Raw genomic sequence first — 21,168 nt, 5'->3', positions numbered from 1 at the left:
GCCGGCGAAGGGCTTCCGTCGTCGCGCCAGGTAGCGCGCAGGTCGTGTCCGAACTGCCGTCTGAGCAGGCAGTACGAGGTCGACGTGGCGATTGCGAGGATGCGCGTGTGGATCACCGAGGTCGCTGTCGGTCCGGCCGGCGGCGTGCCCACCAGGTCGCGGTTGGGCAACGGTTGTGAGCCGAGCATGGACGGGGCGGTAAGCACTTAAGCGACATTACCAACCGAAAGGGGCATATTGGCGGAGGTCGGCCGCTCAAGCCGCGAGGGCGTCGCGGGTGTGCCCGCCTCGCAGCGGATCCCCGGCACCGAAGATCCTGGTCTGGTGCCGTCGTACGGCGTCGGGAACGATGATCTTCGGAAGCCTGGGTCGGTAGTTCCACCCACCCACATGCACCCGGAGTGCGGAAAGAGGCGAATCATGACCAACTCGGCCACGACACCGTCGGAGCTGCTGACCATCGCGGTGGAGGTGGCTCGGGCGGCGGCGGACACCGCGTACCGGATGCGCGCCGAGGGGGTCGTCGTCGCCGCCACCAAGAGCACCGTCACCGACGTGGTCACCGCCGCCGACCGGGCGGTCGAGCGGCAGATCCTCGACGCGTTGGCCGCGCTGCGCCCGGACGACTCGGTGCTGGGCGAGGAGTACGGCGAGGAAGCTTCCGGCGCGACGCGCAGCGGTGTGCGCTGGATCGTCGACCCGATCGACGGCACTGTGAACTACCTGTACGGACTGCCGCACTCGGCGGTCTCGCTGGCCGCCGAGGTGGAGGGGGTGGTGGTCGCCGGCGTGGTGCGCAACGTGAGCACCGGCGAGGAATGGACCGCCACAGCCGGCGGTGGGGCCTGGCGCGACGGTGTCCGGTTGCGATGCTCCGGGGAAGTCGATCTGGGGCAGGCGCTGGTCGGCACCGGCTTCGGCTACGACGCCCGCCGCCGGGCGCACCAGGCGCAGGTGGTCGCCGGTCTGATCGCACACGTACGTGACATCCGTCGGCTCGGCGCCGCGGCGCTGGACCTCTGCCTGGTCGCCGAGGGGCGGCTCGACGCGTACTTCGAAAAGGGTCTTGCGGCCTGGGACCTGGCCGCTGGCGGGCTGGTGGCCGCCGAGGCGGGGGTTCGGGTTGCCGGCCTGGCCGGTCGGCCGCCAGGGCCGGACCTGGTGGTGGCGGCCCCGCCCGCCCTCTTCGCGCCGCTGCACGACCGGTTGGCCGCGCTGGACGCCGCCGGCGGTCCCTGACCGGCGGACCAGCTCAGCCGGCACCGGCCTTTCCAGTGGCCGGCTCTGGCCGGTGGGCCAGGTCGGTGCCGATCGCCGACCTGGCGCTGCGGTGGGCCGGTTACGCCGTCACTTGGCGGGCGGGGACGGGCAGGCGCCCTTGGGGGCCTCCGGCGGACCCGAGTCGCCCAGCGACTGGTTGACCTCGGTCGTGGTGGCGAGCTGCTGGAAGCGGTTGCCCAGCACCACGTCCACGGTGTCGTCGGCACGCTTCGGGTCGTAGCCCGGAACGGCGTTGTTCAGGAAGTACGCCTGGAGCAGGTGCGCGGAACCGACGCCCTTCGGGCCGTACCGCAGCAGCGCGACGCTGTCGACCTTCTTCTCGTTCCCGGTCTTCTTGACCTGGAACTGTCGATTGCTGAACTCGTCGGCGACGGTGTGGGCGAGACCGGGCTGATCCGTGGCGTTGAACACGTTGATCTTGACGTCCTTGCGCTCGCGCAGGGTCAGATCCGCCAACGGCCAGCCCTCGGGGCAACCCGCCGCGGTGCCCACGTTGCCCTGGCTGTCGCGGACCACGGCCACGACGACGAAGACCAGGGCGATGATCGCCAACAGGCCGACGACGACGAGTGCTCGCACGCGCGCAAAACTCATCAGGGCACTCCCCGGACCTCAGTGGGTGGTGGCGGCCAGGAACGATCGCTCAGGCCGCCGGCCGTCGAATACGCCGCTGAGGTTAACGGTTGTCCGGCCGTCGCGTGGAAACAGCCCGACATGCCGGCGCGCCGACCGCGAACCGGGTACTACTACCCCTATCTTCGTGTCGCCTGAATCACATTGGGAACAACTTCGCGTGCGGGGGCGTACATCTCAGCCGCAAGGGCGGTATACATGCCTCGCCCAAGGGGGGGTAAGGTTCCGCGCTCGCAGGGGAGTCGCCCCAGCGAGCTCGACCCGTTCGGTCCTCGGGTCGGGTGCCCGACACAAGTGGTGGCCGGCCAGCGGAACCGAAACAGCGTCGTCCGGCGTTACAACCGGAAGCGACAACATCGATATGGGAGAGTGAAACCGATGGCCACCGACTACGACGCCCCGCGTCGCGACGAGGTCGACCTCGGCGAGGACAGCCTGGAAGAGCTCAAGGCACGGCGCGTCGACTCACAGTCGGGCGCGGTGGACGTCGACGAGGCCGAGGTGGCCGAGAGCTTTGAGCTGCCCGGTGCCGATCTGGCCGACGAGGAGCTCACGGTCAAGGTGCTTCCGATGCAGCAGGACGAGTTCCGGTGCGCCCGCTGCTTCCTGGTCCACCACCGTAGCCAGCTGGCGGTCGAGCGTAACGGCGAGCTGATCTGCCGCGAGTGCGTCTGACAACCACAACAACACCGGCGGCGGCCTCCTGAACGGGGTCGCCGCTGCCGGTGTAGGCATGCGGCAGCGGTGGGTACCTGCTTGACTCGTAGCGGGTAGCCACAGCACCGGGAGGTCCGATGAGCGATCGAGGCGGCACCACCGATGGCGGCACGGACGGCCTCGGCGCCACCCGTGGCACGGACGACCTCGGCGCCACCGATGGCGGCACGGACGACCTCGGCGCCACCCGTGGCACCGACGACCTCGGTGCCACCGTGGCGGCGTTGACCGCTGACGACATCGCGCCGGCCAGACGCCGCCAACTGCTGACCCGGATGGTCGGGCAGGCCCGTGCGCGGGGCGTCTCCGACCTGTTCAAGCCCCGCGCCGCCGTGCGGTGGATGGTCGACGCCGTCGCCGAGATCGCCCCGCACGTACCGGTACGGGACCTGGACACGCTGCGCCAACACTTCCCCGGCCTGGACGACGTCGCCCTGGCCGACCGGCTCATCCGTAACGCGTCGAGGACCACCGCCGCGATCGGCGCTGCCGGTGGGGGCGTCGCGGCCGTCGAGTGGACGGTGGCCCCCACCCTGCTCTCCGCGCCGGTGCTGCTCGCCGCCGAGACAGTGGCCGTGGTGGCGGTGGAGCTGAAACTCGTCGGCGAGTTGCACGAGATCCACGGCGTGGCACTACCGGCCGCCGGCAGTCAACGGGCGGTCGCGCTGGTGCACTCGTGGGCCACTCAACGCGGCGTCAACCCGATGGTGCCCGGCGTGGGAGTGGGAGCGGTGCTCGGCACCGCCGCCCGCAAGGAGTTGCGGGACATGCTGCTGCGGCGTTTCGGGCGCAACCTCACCACGCTGGGGCCGTTCCTGACCGGCGCGGCGGTGGCCAGCTTCCTCAACCGCCGGGCCACCCAGCAGATGGCCGAGCAACTCCAGGTCGACCTGCGTCGGCGGGGCATCGCCCGGCCCGCGCCACCGGCGGCCCTCCCAGGCCCGCCCACCGGCACCTGAGCGGGCCTCACCGTCGAACCGGCTCCTGAGCGGGCCCATGCCGTCCGACCGGCTCCTGAGCGGGCCCATGCCGTCCGACCGGCTCCTGAGCGGGCCCATGCCGTCCGACCGGCTCCTGAGCCAGCCCGTCGGCGTCGGCTCAGCCCAGCTCGCCCGCCGTCGGGTGGGAAGCCGACAGGGCGTCCCGTGCGGTCAGCACCGCCTCGGCCAGCTCGACCGGGTGCCGGGTGCTCACCACCCAGAACGGGGTCGGATCCTCGGGATCGTCGAGGATCACCTGCACGGCCCCGCCGATCCACGGTCGCTGCACCACGAAGGCGAGCGGGTCCGCGCCGACACCGAGCACCTCACGTCGGCCGGCCACGTCCAGCGGCACCACGTCGGCCACGAAACGGACCGGCAGGCGGGCGTCGTCCACCCGCAGCTCGCCGTCGGTCACCCCGACCCGGATCCGGCCCAGCCACCACAGCCCGACCGCGGTGAGCGGCACCAACACGGCGAACGGCAGCCAGGCGCGGACGCCGGAGGCGCCCATCCAGATCTCGACGGCCAGCAACGCGGCGGCCACCAGCCCGGCCAGCCACAGCCACCAGGGCAGATCCAGCCGCTCGGTGTACGCCGAGCGGGCGGAGACCGGCGGCTGATCGGCGGACGGGGAGGGCGACATGCTCACTCCTGCGAGGGTACGGCGCACGGCGGCTCGACGAACCGGCAGGATGGCAGGGTCACCCCGCGAACCGGACGGAAGAGGGGACCCGTGACCGACGTCGTACCCGTGCCCGTGCAGCTGCTCGACCCGGAGCTGCCGTTGCCCACGTACGCCCATCCCGGCGACGCCGGGGCCGACCTGGTGGCGGCCGCGGACGTGGAGCTGCCACCCGGCGGCCGTGCCCTGGTGCCCACCGGTGTGGCCATCGCGCTTCCGGAGGGGTACGTGGGACTGGTCCATCCCCGCTCCGGTCTGGCGGCCAGGCTCGGCGTGACGGTGCTCAACGCGCCCGGTACGGTCGACGCCGGCTACCGGGGTGAGATCCTGGTCAACCTGATCAATCATGATCGGGATGTGCCGGCGAAGATCTCCCGCGGCGATCGGATCGCGCAGCTCGTGGTCCAGCAGGTCGCGCGGGCGCGGTTCGAGCCGGTGGTCGAGCTGCCCGCGTCCCGGCGCGGGACTGGTGGGCACGGGTCCACCGGTGGGCACGCCGGGCTGGTGCCGTCGCCGACGGGCCAGGACCGGGTCGAGCGGCGGCCGAGCGAGCCGGGCCGCGGGCAGACGGAAGAGGTGGCAGGGTGAGTGTGAACAGCGGAGGGCAGGCGCAGTGATCTTCTCCCGAAAGCGGGCCGATGCGGAGCGGCAGACCCGTGACGAGCGGGCTACCCAGGTCCCGGACCAGGGCGATGCCACGCCGACGCTGGAGCGCGGCCCGTACGACATCTCCGAGAGCTACGACGACGTGCAGCGACTCGACCTGGGCAGCCTGCACATCCCGGCGATCGCCGACGTCGAGGTGCGGGTGCAGGCCGACCCGCAGGGTGTGGTCCAGCAGGTGGTGCTGGTGCACGGTGACAACGCGCTCCAGTTGGGCGTCTTCGCCGCCCCCCGGTCCGAGGGGATCTGGGACGAGGTGCGCGAGGAGATCCGGCAGTCGCTGCTCCGTGACGGCGCGAGCGCGCAGGAGGTCGCCGGCGAGTACGGCCCGGAGCTGCACGCCCAGGTGAACACCCCGGACGGCGCGACGAACCTGCGGTTCGTCGGAATCGACGGGCCGCGTTGGATGGTCCGGGGCGTGTTCCAGGGCCCGGTGGCGACCGACCCGGCAATGGCCGGCCCGCTCGTCGAGTGCCTGGACGGCCTGGTGGTCGACCGTGGGCAGGAGGCGAAGCCGGTCCGCGAGCCGTTGCCGCTGCGGCTGCCCCGGGAGATCGCCGACCAGGCCGAGGCCGAGGCGGGCGACGCCGCCGCCGCGCCGCGTCAGGTCTGACCGGCGCGCACCGGCCCGCCGGAACCAGCCCCGTCGGCGTACGCTGGCGGCACGGTTCCGGCGCCGCCGGCGCCGGCCGGGGACGGCGAGCGTGGAGAGGGTGACGCGGAGGTCATGACGACCGACGAGGGCCGGGTGTCGCTGCGGCGCATCCTGCAGAGGTTCACCGCCAGCGAGGCCGAGATCGACGCGCAGGAGCTGCGTCGGGAGAGCGCCGAGTGCGGCGGAATCCCCGCCCAGCAGTGCTCCCGGGGTCAGCTGGTCTCGGTCGCCGGTCGGCTGCGCACCGTGGTCTATACGCCGCGCACCAATTTGCCCACCCTCGAGGCCGACCTGTACGACGGCAGTGACGTGGTGACCCTGGTCTGGCTGGGTCGACGGCACATCGCCGGGATCGAGCCGGGCCGGCATCTGACCGCCCGTGGCCGGGTGGCCGTGCGGGACGACCGCAAGGTCATCTACAACCCCTACTACGAGCTGGACTCGCCCAAGTGATGGCACTGCGGACGGAAGGCCGGCGATGACGACGGGACAGGACCGGGCGGCACAGCCGGATACCGACCCTCAGGACGAGGAGCCGCTGCCGACGATCGCCGAGCAGATGGCCGATCAGCTCGGCGGCTGGCGCGGGCTGGTCGAGTCCAGCATTCCGGTAGTGGTGTTCGTCGTCGCCAACATCATCGGCGAGTTGCGGCCGGCGGTGATCGCGTCGATCGCGGTCGCCGTGCTGATCGCAGGGCTGCGGCTGGCCCAGCGTCGACCGATCCGGCACGCCGTCAACGGGCTCTTCGGCGTCGGCGTCGGCGCGGCCATCGCGTGGCGCACCGGCGATGAGCGTGACTTCTACCTTCCCGGCATCCTCTACGGCATCGGCTACGGCATCGCCCTGCTGATCTCGGCCGCGATCCGCCAGCCGCTGGTGGGCTGGATCTGGTCGGTCCTGGTGGCCAAGGGCCGTTCGGAGTGGCGGTCCGACCCGAAGCTGGTGCGCACCTTCACCCAGCTGACAGTGCTCTGGGGCGTGGTCTGGCTGGCCAAGGTGGGGGTGCAGGCCGGGCTCTACCTGGCCCACCAGGACACCGCCCTGGGCGTGGCCCGGCTGGCGCTGGGCTACCCGCCGTACGCGCTGCTGTTGCTGATCACGGTCTGGACGGTGCGTCGGGTCACCCGGGAGTCGCCGCCGGCCCCGCTGCCCAGCGCCTGAGCGGCGCCCGGTCATCCGGGCCGCTCAGCGCGCCGGTCGGGCTCAGCGTGAGCCGCGCGTCCGTTCGACGCTGTCCGGCCCGAGGACCACCTGGCGGACCTGGTCCTCCACCTCGGCGGTGCAGACGAAGATCAGCTCGTCGCCGGCCTCGATCGGGTCGTCCGGGCTGGGCACCAGGACCCGCTTGCCGCGCAGGATCGCCACCAGTGCGGAGTCGCGGGGCAGCGGCACGGCGTGGATCGGCTGACCGACGTAGGGGGCGGTCGGCGGCAGGGTGATCTCGACGAGGTTCGCCTCGCCCTGTCGGAAGGTCATCAGCCGGACCAGGTCGCCGACGGTGACCGCCTCCTCGACGAGCGCGGCCATCACCCGCGGCTTGCTCACCGCGACGTCCACGCCCCACTGCTCGGTGAACAACCACTCGTTCTCGGCCCGGTTGACCCGGGCGACCACCCGGGGCACCGCGAACTCGGTCTTGGCCAGCAGCGACAGCACCAGGTTGGTCTTGTCGTCGCCGGTCGCCGCGACCACCACGTCGCAGCCGGCGACGTCGGCCTCCTCCAGGCTGGACAGCTCGCACGCGTCGGCCAGCACCCACTCGGCGGCCGGCACCCGGTCCGGGCGCAGCATCTTGGGCTGACGCTCGATCAGCATCACCTGGTGGCCGTTGTCGATCAGCTCCTGGGCGATCGAGCGGCCCACGTTGCCCGCGCCCGCGATGGCGACCCGCATGGCTCAGTGCCCTCCTTCCGGCGGCGTCGCCGCCACCGACGTGACCGTCGCCACGATGTCATCGCTGACCAGCATGAACACCTGGTCGCCCTCCTGCATGACCGTGGAGCCGGTGGGCAGCGTGCCGATGCCGAAGCGGATCAGGTAGGCCACCCGCGCCCCGGTCGCGTCCTCCAGCGTCCGCACCGGTCGGCCGATCCAGTCCTTGTGTACGGGCACCTCGACGATCGACACCGTGCTCGTGGGGTCGCGGAAGATCTCCACGTTGCCCTCCGGCACCAGGTGTCGCAGCATCCGGTCCGCCGTCCACCGCACGGTCGCCACCGTGGGGATGCCCAGCCGCTCGTAGACCTGCGCCCGGCGCTGGTCGTAGATGCGGGCGGCGACCCGGGACACACCGAACGTCTCGCGGGCCAGCCGAGCCGAGATGATGTTGGAGTTGTCGCCGCTGGACACCGCCGCGAAGGCGTCCGCGCGCTCGATGCCGGCCTGCCGGAGCACCTCGCCGTCGAAACCGGCCCCGGTCACCGTGATCCCGGCGAAGTCGGGGCCGAGCCGGCGGAAGGCGTCGGCGTCCTGGTCGATCACCGCCACCGAGTGCCCTCGGGACTCCAGGCTGTGGGCGAGCGTCGACCCGACCCGACCACATCCCATGATCACGACGTGCACGCTGTCCCTCCCAAGGTGCGTACCGCTGGCGCTGCCGGTGGCCTTCGAGTGCGAGCCTGCCACGTCCCGGTCGCGAGCGGGGACCGACCGTACCCCGCCGTCACGAGCAGCGGTGATCGCCCACCCCCGCGCCCCCGCCGTGGTGGTCGTACTCTTGGCGTTCGTGGCCAGTCCCACCTCGCTGCTGAAGCGGCTTCTCCTCGGTCGACCGTTCCGGTCCGACCGGCTTCAGCACACCCTCCTGCCGAAGCGCATCGCGCTGCCCGTGTTCGCCTCCGACGCGCTGTCCAGCGTCGCGTACGCGCCCGACGAGATCCTGCTGACCCTCTCCATCGCCGGCGCGTCCGCGTACTTCTTTTCGCCGTGGATCGCGCTGGCCGTGGTCGTGGTGATGCTCACCGTGGTGGCCAGCTACCGGCAGAACGTGCACGCCTACCCGTCCGGTGGCGGCGACTACGAGGTGGCCACTGTCAACCTGGGGCCGAAGTTCGGCGTCGGGGTGGCCAGCGCGTTGCTGGTCGACTACGTGCTCACCGTGGCGGTGTCGGTCTCCTCCGGGGTGGCCAACCTGGGCTCGGTGGTGCCGTTCGTGGCCACCCACAAGGTCCTGATCGCGGTGAGCGCTGTGGTCCTGCTCACCGCTGTCAACCTGCGTGGGCTGCGCGAGTCGGGCACGGCGTTCGCCATCCCCACCTACGGCTTCGTGATCGTGATGCTCGGGATGCTGCTCACCGGGCTGTTCCGGGTCTTCGTGCTGGGCGACGAGCTGCGCGCGCCGAGCGCCGACCTGGTGATCCAGGCCGAGCACAGCGTCACCGGTTTCGCGCTCGTCTTCCTGCTGCTGCGGACGTTCAGCTCGGGCGCCGCCGCGCTCACCGGCGTGGAGGCGATCTCCAACGGGGTTCCGGCGTTCAAGGCGCCGAAGAGCCGCAACGCCGCCACCACCCTGCTGCTGCTCGGCACCATCTCGGTGAGCATGTTGGTCGGGATCATCTGGCTGGCCCGGCTCACCCACCTGCAGTTCGTCGAGGATCCGAACCTCCAGATCGTGTCCGGCCCCGAGGGGTACGTGCAGAAGACGGTCACCACCCAGCTCGGGGAGACCGTCTTCGGTTCCGGGTCGATCCTGCTCTACGTGCTGGCCGGGGTGACCGCCCTGATCCTGTTCCTGGCCGCGAACACCGCGTTCAACGGCTTCCCGGTGCTCGGCTCGATCCTGGCCCAGGACCGCTACCTGCCCCGCCAGTTCCACACCCGGGGCGACCGGCTGGCCTTCTCCAACGGCATCACCTTCCTCGCCCTCTTCGCGATCGTGCTGATCGTCGGCTTCCAGGCCGAGGTGACGAAGCTGATCCAGCTCTACATCGTCGGGGTCTTCGTCTCGTTCACCGTCTCCCAGGTCGGCATGATCCGGCACTGGAACCGGCACCTGCGCACCGAGCGGGACCCGGAGGCGCGCCGCCGGATGGTCCGCTCCCGGGCGATCAACACGTTCGGCGCGGGCCTGACCGGCGCGGTGCTGGTGATCGTCCTGATCACCAAGTTCCTGCTCGGCGCGTGGATCGCCATCGCCGCGATGGCGGTGATCTACGTGCTGATGCTGGCGATCCGGCGGCACTACGACCGGATCGCCGTCGAGCTGACCCCACCGGACGAGGGCCGGGCCGTGCTGCCCGCCCGCAACCACGCGATCGTGCTGGTCAGCAAGGTGCACCAGCCGACGCTGCGGGCCATCGCCTACGCCCGCGCCACCCGACCGGACACGCTCACCGCGGTGACAGTCAACGTGGACGAGAAGGACACCAGGGACCTGCAGGCCGACTGGGAGCGCCGAGAGATGGCCATCCCGCTCACCGTGATCGACTCGCCGTACCGGGAGATCACCCGCCCGATCCTGGACTTCGTCGCCTCCACCCGGCGCAAGTCGCCCCGGGACGTGGTCACCGTGTTCATTCCGGAGTACGTGGTCGGCCGTTGGTGGGAGAACCTGCTGCACAACCAGAGCGCCCTGCGCCTCAAGGGTCGGCTGCTCTTCGAGCCGGGGGTGATGGTGGTCAGCGTGCCGTGGCAGCTCGCGTCGACAGCGAGCAAGAACCTGGACCGGCTGGACGCCACACTGTCCCGGACCCCGGCGCGTGGGCCACGGAGCGCCGTGCCACCGCTGGGCGCCGCCCCGCCGGTGGCCGCCGCGCCGCCCAGCGAGGGCGGGCCCGAGAACAGCGCAACGATGGGAAACACACGTGACTGAGCCGGGCGGTCCGCGGACCGCGACACCCAGGACGCCGTCGGCGTCGACCTCGTCGACGTTCGAGCGGGGGCTGGCCGAGACGGACCGGGTCGAGCTGACCGTAGACGCGGTCGCCCCCGGAGGGCACTGTGTCGCCCGGGTGGACGGGCAGGTGGTCTTCGTCCGACACGCGCTGCCCGGTGAACGGGTCATCGCCGAGGTCACCGAGGTGCACCGGGGGTTCGTCCGGGCCGACGCGGTGACAGTGCTGGAACCCTCACCGGATCGGGTCGAGCCGCCCTGCCCGTACGCCAAGCCGGGCGCCTGCGGGGGCTGCGACCTCCAGCACGTCGCACCGGCCGCGCAGCTGGCCTGGAAGACCGCTGTGGTCCGCGAGCAGTTGGTCCGCCTCGGTGGGCTGACCGACGTCGAGCTGGACCGGCTCGGCGTCCGGGTCGAGGCGTTGCCCGGTGGGCTGCTCGGCTGGCGCTCCCGGGTCCGCTACGCGGTCGACGCCGCCGACCGGGCCGGCCTGCTCAAGCACCGCTCGCACGAGGTGGTGCCGATCGACCGCTGCCGGATCGCCCACCCGGCCATCCAGCAGCTGCCGGTGCTCACCCCCACCGGTGCGCGCTGGCCGGCCGCCGAGGCCGTGGAGACCGTCGCCAGCACCGGCGGGGACGTGACCATCACGGAGATCCGCGACGGGATGCCCGTACCGGTCAGTGGCCCGACCGAGGTCCGCGAGGTCGCCGCCGGACGGGACTGGACGCTGCCCGCGTCCGCGTTTTGGCAGGTGCACCCGGCCGCCGCAGACACCCTCTCCGCCGCCGTGCTGGAGTTGCTGGACCCGCAGCCGGGCGAGGTCGCCTGGGACCTCTACGGCGGTGCTGGGCTGTTCGCCGCCGGGCTGGCCGCTCGGGTCGGCGCGACCGGCCGGGTGACAGTGGTCGAAGCGGCGGCGCAGGGTGTCGCCGCCGCCCGGGAGAACCTCGCCGACCTGCCCAGCGTCGAGGTGGTGTCGGCCCGGGTGGAGACCGCGCTGGCCCGCCGACGAATCACCGGCCCGGTCGACGTGGTGGTGCTCGACCCGCCGCGCTCCGGGGCCGGCGCCCAGGTGGTCCGCGCGCTGGTCGCCGCCGGCCCGCGGGCGGTCGCGTACGTGGCCTGTGACCCGGCCGCCTTCGCCCGGGACGTGCGTACCTTCGCCGACCTCGGTTGGCGGCTGGCGGCGCTACGGGGCTTCGACCTCTTCCCGATGACGCAGCACGTCGAGCAGGTCGGGCTGCTGCTTCCCCCGGACGGGCGGTAGAACACCCGACGTCGGCGCCTGACCGGGTGCTCAGCTGCCCACTCCCCGCCAGGCGCGGGTGCGTGGGGCTCGGGCCAGGCTGCGGAGTACCGGGGGGCCGATAGACTCTCCGGTCATGAGTGTTGAAGAGGACACGGCCAACCACGGCCGGCTGCTGGGGACGGTTCGCGGTCCGCAGGACGTCAAGCGGATGTCCGGCGAGGAACTGGACGTCCTCGCCGCCGAGATCCGGGACTTCCTGATCACCAAGGTCTCCCGTACCGGCGGGCACGTCGGGCCCAACCTCGGTGTGGTCGAGCTGACGCTCGCCATGCATCGCGTCTTCGACTCCCCCCGTGACCGGCTCCTGTTCGACACCGGCCACCAGGCGTACGTACACAAGATCCTTACCGGACGTCAGGCCGGCTTCGACAAGCTCCGTCAGCGCGGTGGCCTCTCCGGCTACCCCAGCCAGGCGGAGAGCGAGCACGACCTCATCGAGAACTCGCACGCTTCCACGGCGCTGTCCTACGCCGATGGCCTCGCCAAGGCGTACGCCCTCCGGGGCGAGGCGCGCAGCGTCGTGGCAGTGGTCGGTGACGGCGCGCTGACCGGCGGCATGTGCTGGGAGGCGCTGAACAACATCGCCACCGCCGGCAACTCCCTCGTGATCGTCGTCAACGACAACGGCCGGTCCTACTCGCCGACCATCGGCGGGCTGGCCGACCACCTCTCCTCGCTGCGGCTCAACCCCGGCTACGAGAAGGTCCTGGACACCGTCAAGGACGCCCTCGGCTCCACGCCGCTGGTCGGCAAGCCGATGTACGAGGTGCTGCACGCTGTCAAGAAGGGCATCAAGGACGCGGTCGCCCCGCAGGCCATGTTCGAGGACCTGGGCATCAAGTACGTGGGCCCGGTGGACGGGCACGACGTGGGCGCGGTCGAGGCGGCGCTGCGCGCGGCCAAGAACTTCGGCGGCCCGGTCATCGTGCACGCCGTCACCCGCAAGGGTTACGGCTACCGCCCCGCCGAGGAGGACGAGGCGGACTGCCTGCACGGGCCCGGCAGCGCCTTCGACGTGGAGACCGGCGCGCTGCTGGCCGCCCCGTCGGTGAAGTGGACGCACGTCTTCGCCGACGAGCTGCTGGCCATCGCCGACGAGCGCCCGGACGTGGTGGGCATCACCGCCGCCATGGCCGAGCCGACCGGCATCGCCAAGCTGGCCCGCAAATACCCCGAGCGGGTGTACGACGTGGGCATCGCCGAGCAGCACGCGGCCACCTCGGCGGCCGGGTTGGCGCTCGGTGGCCTGCACCCGGTGGTCGCGGTCTACGCCACCTTCCTCAACCGCGCCTTCGACCAGGTCCTGCTGGACGTGGCGATGCACAAGCTGCCGGTGACCTTCGTGCTGGACCGGGCGGGCATCACCGGCCCGGACGGGCCCAGCCACTACGGCATCTGGGACATGTCGGTCTTCGGGGTGGTGCCGGGGCTGCGGATCGCCGCTCCCCGCGACGCCGCCACCCTCCGGGAGGAGTTGCGCGAGGCGCTGGCCGTCGACAACGGCCCGACAGTGGTGCGGTTCCCGACCGGTGCCGTCGCCGCGGACCTGCCGGCGCTGCGCCGGGTCGGCACCGTCGACGTGCTGGCCGAGTCCGCCCGTACCGACGTGCTGCTCGTCGCCGTCGGCTCCTTCGGCCAGTTGGGCATGGAGGTGGCCGCCCGGGTCGCCGAGCAGGGCTACGGGGTCACCGTCGTCGACCCGCGCTGGGTGCGTCCGGTCCCGGCGGAACTGGTCGACCTGGCCGCCCGCCACCGGCTCGTGGTCAGCGTCGAGGACGGCGTCCGGGTCGGCGGGGTGGGCGACGCGCTCGCCCAGGCGATGCGTGACGCCGACGTCCGGGTACCGCTCAAGGATCTGGGTGTGCCGGCCGACTGGCACCCGCACGGCACCCGCGCGCAGATCCTCGCCGACCTGGGTCTGACCGCTCAGGACGTGGCCCGCAACGTCACCGGTTGGATCTCCGGCCTGGATGCCACCCCGGACCGCCTCACCCCCAGCGACGCGGCCGCACAGAACTGACGAGAACGAACGACGGCGGGCGTCCCTCGGGACGCCCGCCGTCGCATATCCAACCCCGCCCTGCCCTTCGCGCCCCGCCCTGCGCGCCCCGCCCTGCCTCCGCCGATCTTGCACTTTCGGTTGGCGTATTGCACCTTGCGTGTCGATTTGTCGGCACAGAAAGTGCAAGATCGCGCGGGTGGGGTGGGGTGGGGCGGGGTGGGGGTGGGGGTGGGGGTGGGGTTTAGCGGGGGGAGATTGAGCGGTAGTGGGTTTTGTCGGTGTTGGCGAGGCTGTAGGTCTGGGAGCGGGACGGGGTGGGGATGACCGCCAGGCCGGGGCGCTCGACCAGCAGGGGAGTGCCCGGCGGAACGGACAGGGAGCTGTCCCGGGTGGCCCGCCAGCTCAGCACCACCAGCGGCTGACCGGGCACCGGAAGTTGGTACGCCTGCAAGGGGGTGGCCCGGTCGGCGGGTGAGACGACCGGCGCGCTCCCGTCGGCCGGTCGGTAGATTACCGCCGTCATCGCGCCGGCGTCGGTGTCCCAGCTGAGCTGCTGCAACTCGGCCGGCTCGCCACCGCCGAGGGCGACTTCGCCCAGCGAGCGCACGGTGAGCTTCGCCATCGGCCAGGACGTCGGTACCGAGCGTGGGGCGTCCCGGTCCCCGATCCGGCGCGGGATGCTGCCGAAGGGGCCCCGATCGCCGGACAGCACGCAGGTGTCCAGGCCGGTGAGCGCCCGCCGGCCCGTACCGGACTCGTCGCGGACCAACGGGTAGCGCGGGTCGACGGTGCCGGTGCCCAGGTCGAGCAGCCGGTCGGCGGCCCGCCCACGGGGGAGCGACTCCGTGGTTCGCAGGGTCGCGGTCACGCCGACAGCCGTGCAGGACGGCACGTCGACAGGTGCGCTGAGACCGTCCGCGATCCTCAACGTCCGGTCCTGCGGCCCGAGCAGGCTCTGCACCCGGGCCGAGACCAGGTAACGCCGACCGCCGGCCGTCTGCACCGGCAGCACGTCGGAGTAGACGAGGTAACCCGGATCGGTGTACTCGGTGGCGCGGGTCACCGCGTACCGGTCGCCCTCGCGGGTCAGTTGCAGCAGCCAGGAGGCGCTTTCGCCGGGTACGTCGGCGGCCACCAGCGCCACCGGGGCGCCGTCGACCCGACCGGAGAAGAGGATGCCGGACGAGGGCAGATGCGCGCGGTCGTCGGCCGGCGACCGCCAGTTCCGGACCGCTGCGGTGACCGCCGCCGTCGCCGTGGCGTCCCCGGAGAGGTCGCCTCGGGGTGGCCACACGGCGAGGGTGCCGTCCAGGCTGTCGTACCCGACCCGGAGGTCCTGCGGCTTCCGCTCGGCTACCGGACCGCAGGCCGTGCCAGCCAGCAGCGCGCTCAGCAGGACGGGAAGCGCCCTGCCGTACCGACGGCCTGCAGTCACCTGGCCCGCCCCCGATCGCCTCGCCGTCGCTGTCGGAAAGCGCCATAGTACGAGATGTCCGATGCGGCACCTCAGTTGGCCGGCCTCGTACCCACCACAATGGACAGCACCGGGGGTTTAGGGCGTTTTGGTTGCTCCGGTAGACTCCGCCGACTGTGACGCCTGCCGAGTCCCGCGCCCTGCCCGCGCCGCACCCGGAGGCGGCAGCCGACTCCGCCGAGCTGGTGAGTTACCGCACACCGGCCGGCCTCTTCGCCGGCCCGCCCGCGCTGACCGCCCCCAGCACAGCGCCGGCCGAGCCCGAAGCGCTGACCGCCCGCACCGCAGCACCGGCCGAGCCCGAAGCGCCGACCGCCCGCACCGCGGCACCGGCCGAGCCCGAAGCGCCGACCGCCCCCACCACAGCGCCGGCCAATCCCGACGTGCCGACCGACCCAGAAACGCCGGCAGTGCCCGAAACGCGGGCCGAGCCCGGAGCGGCGGCCGAGAGCGCGGTGCCGACGCGGGCGCGGTGGCGCCGGTGGACTCGGCGTCGGCAGCACCTGGCGGTGGGCGGGCTGTTCCTGCTCGCCGCACTCTGGGTGACCAGCCGGATCTGGCTGGACCCGTCCGGTCGGGTGGCCTCGCTCTACACCGGTGACCCGGCGCAGGTGCAGTTCTTCCTCGCCCACTCGGTACGCGTGGTGCTGCACGGCGAGTACCCGTTCTACACCGAGCAGTTCAACTACCCGGACGGCGTCAACCTGATGGCCAACACGGCCGTGTTGGCGCTGGGCATCCCGATGGTCCCGGTGACGCTGCTCTTCGGACCGGCGGTCTCCTTCGTGGTGCTGGTCACGCTCGGTCTCGCCGGCACCGCCATGGCCTGGTACCTGATGCTCTCCCGCCACCTGGTGCGTACCCCGCTCGCGGCGGCGGTCGGCGGCTGGTTCTGCGGGTTCTCGCCCGCGATGCTCTCGCACGCCAGTTGGCACCCGAACATCATCAGCCAGTTCCTGCTGCCGTTCATCGTGTGGCGGGTGCTGGTGCTCACCCGCTCCGGAAAACCGGTCCGGGATGGGGCCCTGCTCGCCCTGCTGGTCACCGCGCAGGCGTTCATCAACGAGGAGATCCTGCTCTTCACGGCGTTGGCCTGCGGCGTCTTCCTGCTGGCGGTGCTGGCCCAGGAGCCGGCCCGGTGGCGGGCGGCGTGGCGACCCCTGGGCGCCGGCGTGGTGACCTGCGCGCTGCTGGCCGGGGCGCTGCTGGCGTACCCGCTCTACGTGCAGTTCGCCGGGCCGATGGCGTACCACGGGCTCAGCGACGCGGTGAAGGACTACGGCAACGACATCGCCGCCTTCTTCGCCCCCGGCTCGCCCACCCTCGGCGGCAACCAGCGGGCCAACATCAACCTGGCGCCGAACTACTCCGAGGAGAACGCCTTCTTCGGCTGGAGCCTGTCGATGCTGGCCATCGGCATCGTGGTCTGGCTACGCCGGGAGTTGATCGTTCGGGCGCTCGCGGTGACCGGCGTGTTCTTCGCCGTGCTCTCCCTCGGCGAGCGGGTCTCCTGGTGGGACCGCGAGCTGATCACCGGGCCGTGGCAGTGGTTGGTCCACCTGCCGCTGCTGGACGCTGTGGTGCCGACCCGGTTCGGGCTCATCACCAGCGTGGTGATCGGCCTGCTGCTGGCGCTCGCCGTCGAGCGGGCCTGGGCGCTACGCCCGGCCGACCGCCGTACCGTCCACGTGCTCACCGCCGCGGGCCTGGCCTTCGCGCTGCTGCCGATCGCACCGATGCCCCTGCGGATGGTCTCCCGGCCGCCGGTGCCGGACTTCATCACTGCCGACCGGTGGCGGGCGTACGTCGGGCCGGACCAGACGCTGGTGCCGATCCCGGTGCCCAGCATGGGCAACACGCACGGCATGCGCTGGGCGGCGGCCACCAACCTCGACTTCAAGATCCCCGGTGGTTACTTCCTCGCGCCCCGCAACGGCAACACCGGTGACGCGGGCCGGTTCGGCGGTCGTCCCAGCGGGGTTGGTCAGATGCTGGAGGAGGTGGCGACCACCGGCCGTACGCCCAAGCTGGACGACCGGCAGCGTCGGCGCTTCGCCGACGAGCTGCGGCACTGGCGGGCGGCGATCCTGGTGCTGCCAGTGCGGCAGCAGAACGCCGAGCCGCTGCGACGTACGGTCGAGGAGCTGGTCGGCCCGGGCCGCCAGGAGTTGGACGTCTGGGTCTGGGACGTCCGGACGCTCACCGACCGTTCGGTCTGATGACCACCGGGACGACGTCCCCGAACATCGCGCCCCCGGCGACGGTCGGCGTGTTCCGTCCGGCCTGGCTGCGGGACGCGCTGGTGGTGGCCGGCTATCTGGGCCTCGCCGTGCTGGTGACCAGCGGGCAGTGGGGTCACCCGTGGCGGCTGTTCCACCAGGCGGGTGACCAGATCCTCTTCGAGTGGATGCTGGCCCACGCGGCGCATGCCGTGGTCGAGGGGGAGAACCCGCTCTTCAGCGCCGGGTTGAACGCGCCCGACGGGGTCAACCTGATGGCGAACACCTCGGTGCTCGGCCTGGGTGTCCCGCTCACCCCGGTCACCCTGCTCTTCGGGTCGCAGGTGGCGTTCTGCGTGGCGGTCGTCTGCTGCCTCGCCGGGACCGCCGTCGCCTGGTACGTGCTGCTGCGCCGCCGGCTGGTCGCCACCCGGGCCTCGGCAGCGGTGGGTGGGCTGATCTGTGGTTTCGCCCCGGGCATGATCGCTCAGGCGGGCGCCCACCTGCACATCGCCGCCCAGTTCCTGGTGCCCGCGATCCTCGCCCTGGTGTTCCGGCCCGTCTCGGAGACGACGCGACACGGCGTGTGGCGGCCCGGCGTCGGCCTGGGGCTGCTGCTCGTCTGGCAGGTCTTCATCGGCGAGGAGGTGCTGGTCTTCCTGGTGCTCGCGGCCGGCGTCTTCGCACTGGGTTACGCGCTCGCCGACCGGGTGGCCGCACGCCGGCTGGCGCCGGCCCTCTTCGGCCGACTCGCGGTGGCGGCCGGCGTGGCGGCGGTGCCGTTGGCGTACCCGCTGTGGTTCCAGTTCCACGGCCCGCAGCACTACTCCGGGATGGCGTTCGCCACGCAGGGCTTCCAACTGGACGTCACCTCGTTCACCGCGTCGGCCCGGCAGACAGTGCTGGGTGACGACTGGCTGCCGGGGCTGCTCTCGCCGAATCCGACCGAGGAGAACTCGTTCTTCGGCCCAGGCCTCCTGGTGCTCGCCGTGGTGATCGTGATCTGGCAGTGGCGACGACCGCTGGTCCGGGCGCTGGCCGCCTGCGGGGTGGTCTTCGCCCTGCTCTCGCTCGGCGACGAACTGCGGGTGGACGCCGAGGCCACCGGCATTCCGGGGCCGTACCGGCTGGTCGGCGGACTGCCGTTGCTCGATCTCGCGGTGCCGGCCCGGTTCGCGCTGGTCTGCGTACCGGTGCTGGGTGTGCTGGTGGCGCTGTCACTGGACCGGGTCGGGGCCGCGCGCGGGCCGAACGTGGCGCCGGACGTGCCGGTGCGGCTGCTGTGGGCCGGCGCGGTCGCCGCCGCGTTGCTGCCCCTGATTCCGACGCCGATCCGCGTGGTGCCGGTCGCGCCGGTGCCGGCGTTTCTCGCCGCCGGTGGCTGGCGTCAGCTGGTGCCGCCCGGCCGGACGGTGGTAGCGGTGCCCCCGGTCACCGGCGCCGCGCGCAGCCCGGTGATGCTCTGGTCCGCCCGTACCGGTCTGGGGTTCGCCGCGCCGGGCGGCTACTTCATCGGGCCCAGCGGCCCGGACGACCCGGCGGCCCGCTGGGGTGCGCCGGACCGGCCCACGTCGGTTCTGCTGCGGGAGGTGGCCGAGACCGGCGCGGTGCCGGTGCTCAGCGACGCCGACCGCCGCCAGGCCGTCGAGGACCTGCGGCACTGGCGTGCCGCGGTGGTCGTCCTCGGGCACCTGGAGCACGGTGACCCGGTCCGCCGGACCGTCGACGACCTGCTCGGCCCGGGCCGGCCGGTCGACGGCGGATGGTTGTGGGACGTCCGGGACCGGGTCGGCTGACTAACCCACCAGGGTGCGCACGTCCCACACCCAGACGTCGTCGACCCGCTGCGGTGGCCCGATCAGGGCGGTGACCAGCTCACGGAGCACCGCCTCGCGGGGGTGCGCCCCGAGCACCACCACCGACGCCCGCCAGAACCGCAGGTCCTCGACGGCCTGGCGGCGGTTCTCGTCGGTCAGCGCCGGAACCGTGCCGCTGTCCATGGTGGAGTAGATGAGGGAGCTGGTCGGTCGGTTCGGCGCACCGAAGACCCCCTCACCCAGCTCGTTCGGGCCGATGAAGTAGCCGCCCGGAACGGGGAACTCCTGCCCGGTCAGCGCACTCCACCGCAGCGTCGGCAGACCGTGAACGTTGCTCGGGATCGGCACGGGCACCAGGGTTCGACCCGCCGGCACGTACGGCCGCCAGCCGCCAGCGGTGATGAAGTGCGGCGGCGGGTCGATCTGCTGGGCGGGCAGCGGGCGGGGGAACAGCGGCAGCACGGCGAGCGCGACCGCCGCGTACCCCACCGGGCGCAGCCACCTGCGGCGCGTGGCGGCCGGCGCGGCCGGCTCGTCGTCGGACGTCGCCGGGGTCGCCTCGGCCACCCGCTGGGCCGGCACCCGCGGCTGGTCGGCCACCGGGCGCCCCTGGCGGTGCGCGGCGTCCCAGGTCAACGCGATCAGTACGCCCACGGCGGCGGCGACCACCAGCGTCAACCGGGTCGGCATCATCATCTCGACCAGCGGCAGGTCGTCCGACACGTACGACCACGGGCCGCGCACACCGGTCTCCACACCGTTGAAGCGCACGAACGGCCCGATCGCGGCCACGCTGAACACCACGATGAGCACCGCGGCGATCCGGGCGGCCAGCGAGCGGCGTACGAGCAGCACCAGGGCCACCACCGAGAGCAGCACCAGCGGCCAACCGAACCAGGTGTTCTGCTCGGTCAGGCCGATGGTCTTCTCCACGGCCGGGTCACCGGCCCAGGTGTCCCGGGCGAAGGTGACGAAGGCGACCAGATCCTCGCCCCAGTTGTGGAACACGCCGCCCTGCAGACCCCGGTAGGACTGCGGGCCGTTGAACTGGAACCAGATCGGGTACGCGGTGAGCACCAGGGCCAGCCCGCCGGCGACGCCGAGCCCGGCCAGGAAGGTGCCGGCGACGGCCCGGGTCGCTCGCGGCCGCTGCACGGCGTACGCCAGCACGATGACCAGGCAGGCCAGCGCGGTGAGCAGCAGCATCTCCTCGTTGATGAAGATCTGGTACGCCACCAGCGCACCGAGCACGAGCCCGTTGCGTCGCCACCGGCCCGGCTCGCCCAGGGTCAGCACCCGCACCACGATCAGCGGGAGCAGGAAGTTGGAGACGAAGTTCGGCTGGCCGTTGGCGTGGTGGATGATTCCCGGCGCGAAGCCGAGGAACGCGCCGCCGACGAACGCCGCCGCCCGGGAGCGCACCAGGTGGCGGGAGAGCATCCAGTAGCCGGTGCCAGCGGTGGCCGCGAGCGCCGCGCCCAGGTAGATCGCGTACACCACCTGGGGGCCGAGCAGCATGGTCAGCGGGGCCAGCGGCAGGGTCACCCCGAGCAGCGAGGTGTTTGCCATCATGTTCACCCCGTCCGGGGCGTTCTGACGGGCCGTGAACAGCGGGTTCTCCAGGTGCCGCACCGAGTACTCGCCGTGCGCGAACAGCCACTCGAACCAGCTGTGGTCGGTGGGCAGGTGCGAGGAGACCCGGCCGTTGACGTCACCCCAGTAGTTGAGGCAGACGAAGACGCCCAGCAGCACATAGGCTCCGAGGGCCAACAGGTCGGCTCGGGCCGGACGGCGTCGAGGCCGCCGTGTCGACTCGGCCTCCACCGGGTCGGCGTCGGTCACGGGATTCAGCGAAGGGTCTACCACCGGCACAGCCACGACGCGCCATCGTACAGGCG

The 21,168-nt window shown here is 72.2% G+C and carries 18 protein-coding genes; 12 read left to right on the top strand and 6 right to left on the bottom strand.

Annotated features, from left to right (window positions below):
- Positions 1–420 precede the first annotated feature (420 nt).
- Positions 421–1,239, top strand: coding sequence for an inositol monophosphatase family protein (locus OG992_RS12815; protein ID WP_238683357.1), 819 nt, complete (start codon positions 421–423; stop codon positions 1,237–1,239).
- A 108-nt stretch (positions 1,240–1,347) separates the two neighbouring features.
- Here OG992_RS12815 and OG992_RS12810 read toward each other — a convergent pair whose 3' ends face one another.
- Complete coding sequence (locus OG992_RS12810) at positions 1,348–1,860, bottom strand: LytR C-terminal domain-containing protein (protein ID WP_238683395.1); 513 nt, start codon at positions 1,858–1,860, stop codon at positions 1,348–1,350.
- Positions 1,861–2,292: 432 nt separating this feature from the next.
- On the opposite strand from OG992_RS12810, the gene OG992_RS12805 reads away from it, so the two are divergent.
- Both OG992_RS12805 and OG992_RS12800 read left to right on the top strand, forming a co-directional pair.
- Positions 2,293–2,589 carry a DUF4193 domain-containing protein gene (locus OG992_RS12805; RefSeq protein WP_007075406.1) on the top strand — a complete coding sequence of 99 codons (297 nt, stop codon included), beginning with the start codon at positions 2,293–2,295 and terminating at the stop codon, positions 2,587–2,589.
- A gap of 119 nt (positions 2,590–2,708) precedes the next feature.
- Complete coding sequence (locus tag OG992_RS12800; protein ID WP_266303334.1) at positions 2,709–3,590, top strand: hypothetical protein; 882 nt, start codon at positions 2,709–2,711, stop codon at positions 3,588–3,590.
- Between the two features lie 139 nt (positions 3,591–3,729).
- On the opposite strand, the gene OG992_RS12795 is transcribed toward OG992_RS12800, so the two are convergent.
- The gene (locus OG992_RS12795; protein ID WP_238683355.1) at positions 3,730–4,257 is read right to left on the bottom strand and encodes a DUF3093 domain-containing protein; all 528 of its coding nucleotides are present in this window, start codon (positions 4,255–4,257) and stop codon (positions 3,730–3,732) included.
- Positions 4,258–4,347: 90 nt separating this feature from the next.
- Here OG992_RS12795 and dut point away from each other — a divergent pair, with 90 nt between their 5' ends.
- The 4 genes from dut to OG992_RS12775 all read left to right on the top strand — a co-directional run bounded on the left by dut (position 4,348) and on the right by OG992_RS12775 (position 6,776).
- Positions 4,348–4,884 carry a dUTP diphosphatase gene (dut, locus tag OG992_RS12790; protein WP_091400603.1) on the top strand — a complete coding sequence of 179 codons (537 nt, stop codon included), beginning with the start codon at positions 4,348–4,350 and terminating at the stop codon, positions 4,882–4,884.
- Positions 4,885–4,909: 25 nt separating this feature from the next.
- Entirely contained in the window at positions 4,910–5,572 is a 663-nt protein-coding gene (locus tag OG992_RS12785; protein ID WP_238683354.1) for a DUF3710 domain-containing protein, read from the top strand.
- A gap of 114 nt (positions 5,573–5,686) precedes the next feature.
- Positions 5,687–6,067, top strand: coding sequence for an OB-fold nucleic acid binding domain-containing protein (locus OG992_RS12780; RefSeq protein ID WP_124816055.1), 381 nt, complete (start codon positions 5,687–5,689; stop codon positions 6,065–6,067).
- Between the two features lie 25 nt (positions 6,068–6,092).
- Positions 6,093–6,776 carry a DUF3159 domain-containing protein gene (locus OG992_RS12775; RefSeq protein ID WP_210785171.1) on the top strand — a complete coding sequence of 228 codons (684 nt, stop codon included), beginning with the start codon at positions 6,093–6,095 and terminating at the stop codon, positions 6,774–6,776.
- 42 nt (positions 6,777–6,818) lie between these two features.
- On the opposite strand, the gene OG992_RS12770 is transcribed toward OG992_RS12775, so the two are convergent.
- Entirely contained in the window at positions 6,819–7,508 is a 690-nt protein-coding gene (locus OG992_RS12770) for a TrkA family potassium uptake protein (protein ID WP_238683353.1), read from the bottom strand.
- A gap of 3 nt (positions 7,509–7,511) precedes the next feature.
- Complete coding sequence (locus OG992_RS12765; RefSeq protein ID WP_112586756.1) at positions 7,512–8,177, bottom strand: TrkA family potassium uptake protein; 666 nt, start codon at positions 8,175–8,177, stop codon at positions 7,512–7,514.
- A gap of 163 nt (positions 8,178–8,340) precedes the next feature.
- Between OG992_RS12765 and OG992_RS12760 the strand changes: the two genes are divergently transcribed.
- The 3 genes from OG992_RS12760 to dxs all read left to right on the top strand — a co-directional run bounded on the left by OG992_RS12760 (position 8,341) and on the right by dxs (position 13,778).
- Positions 8,341–10,425, top strand: a complete 2,085-nt coding sequence (locus tag OG992_RS12760; RefSeq protein ID WP_238683352.1) for an APC family permease — start codon at positions 8,341–8,343, stop codon at positions 10,423–10,425.
- 70 nt (positions 10,426–10,495) lie between these two features.
- Entirely contained in the window at positions 10,496–11,716 is a 1,221-nt protein-coding gene (locus tag OG992_RS12755; RefSeq protein ID WP_238683394.1) for a class I SAM-dependent RNA methyltransferase, read from the top strand.
- 115 nt (positions 11,717–11,831) lie between these two features.
- Entirely contained in the window at positions 11,832–13,778 is a 1,947-nt protein-coding gene (gene dxs / locus OG992_RS12750; RefSeq protein WP_238683351.1) for a 1-deoxy-D-xylulose-5-phosphate synthase, read from the top strand.
- Positions 13,779–14,001: 223 nt separating this feature from the next.
- Here the strand turns inward: dxs and OG992_RS12745 are convergent, their stop codons facing one another.
- Entirely contained in the window at positions 14,002–15,156 is a 1,155-nt protein-coding gene (locus OG992_RS12745) for a hypothetical protein (protein WP_238683393.1), read from the bottom strand.
- Between the two features lie 347 nt (positions 15,157–15,503).
- Here OG992_RS12745 and OG992_RS12740 point away from each other — a divergent pair, with 347 nt between their 5' ends.
- A complete protein-coding gene (locus tag OG992_RS12740) occupies positions 15,504–17,453 on the top strand; it encodes a hypothetical protein (protein WP_266305196.1) in 1,950 nt (649 codons plus the stop codon).
- Complete coding sequence (locus OG992_RS12735; RefSeq protein WP_266303333.1) at positions 17,453–19,249, top strand: hypothetical protein; 1,797 nt, start codon at positions 17,453–17,455, stop codon at positions 19,247–19,249. The genes OG992_RS12740 and OG992_RS12735 overlap by 1 nt, the downstream gene beginning before the upstream one ends.
- Here the strand turns inward: OG992_RS12735 and OG992_RS12730 are convergent, their stop codons facing one another.
- Positions 19,250–21,112 (bottom strand): hypothetical protein, encoded by a 1,863-nt coding sequence (locus OG992_RS12730; RefSeq protein ID WP_266303332.1) that lies wholly within the window; start codon positions 21,110–21,112, stop codon positions 19,250–19,252. It lies immediately after the preceding gene.
- Positions 21,113–21,168: the final 56 nt, after the last annotated feature.

This window comes from Micromonospora sp. NBC_00362 (genome assembly GCF_026342155.1).
GTDB lineage: Bacteria > Actinomycetota > Actinomycetes > Mycobacteriales > Micromonosporaceae > Micromonospora > Micromonospora hortensis.
This window is presented reverse-complemented; position numbering and strand designations above follow the sequence as displayed.

Bases quoted from the DNA above. Each gene is read 5' to 3' on its own strand.
- OG992_RS12815 (WP_238683357.1), top strand. From the start codon at position 421: ATGACCAACTCGGCCACGACACCGTCGGAGCTGCTGACCATCGCGGTG.
- OG992_RS12795 (WP_238683355.1), bottom strand. From the start codon at position 4,257: ATGTCGCCCTCCCCGTCCGCCGATCAGCCGCCGGTCTCCGCCCGCTCG.
- OG992_RS12805 (WP_007075406.1), top strand. From the start codon at position 2,293: ATGGCCACCGACTACGACGCCCCGCGTCGCGACGAGGTCGACCTCGGC.
- OG992_RS12780 (WP_124816055.1), top strand. From the start codon at position 5,687: ATGACGACCGACGAGGGCCGGGTGTCGCTGCGGCGCATCCTGCAGAGG.
- dxs (WP_238683351.1), top strand. From the start codon at position 11,832: ATGAGTGTTGAAGAGGACACGGCCAACCACGGCCGGCTGCTGGGGACG.
- OG992_RS12735 (WP_266303333.1), top strand. From the start codon at position 17,453: ATGACCACCGGGACGACGTCCCCGAACATCGCGCCCCCGGCGACGGTC.
- OG992_RS12775 (WP_210785171.1), top strand. From the start codon at position 6,093: ATGACGACGGGACAGGACCGGGCGGCACAGCCGGATACCGACCCTCAG.
- OG992_RS12800 (WP_266303334.1), top strand. From the start codon at position 2,709: ATGAGCGATCGAGGCGGCACCACCGATGGCGGCACGGACGGCCTCGGC.
- OG992_RS12770 (WP_238683353.1), bottom strand. From the start codon at position 7,508: ATGCGGGTCGCCATCGCGGGCGCGGGCAACGTGGGCCGCTCGATCGCC.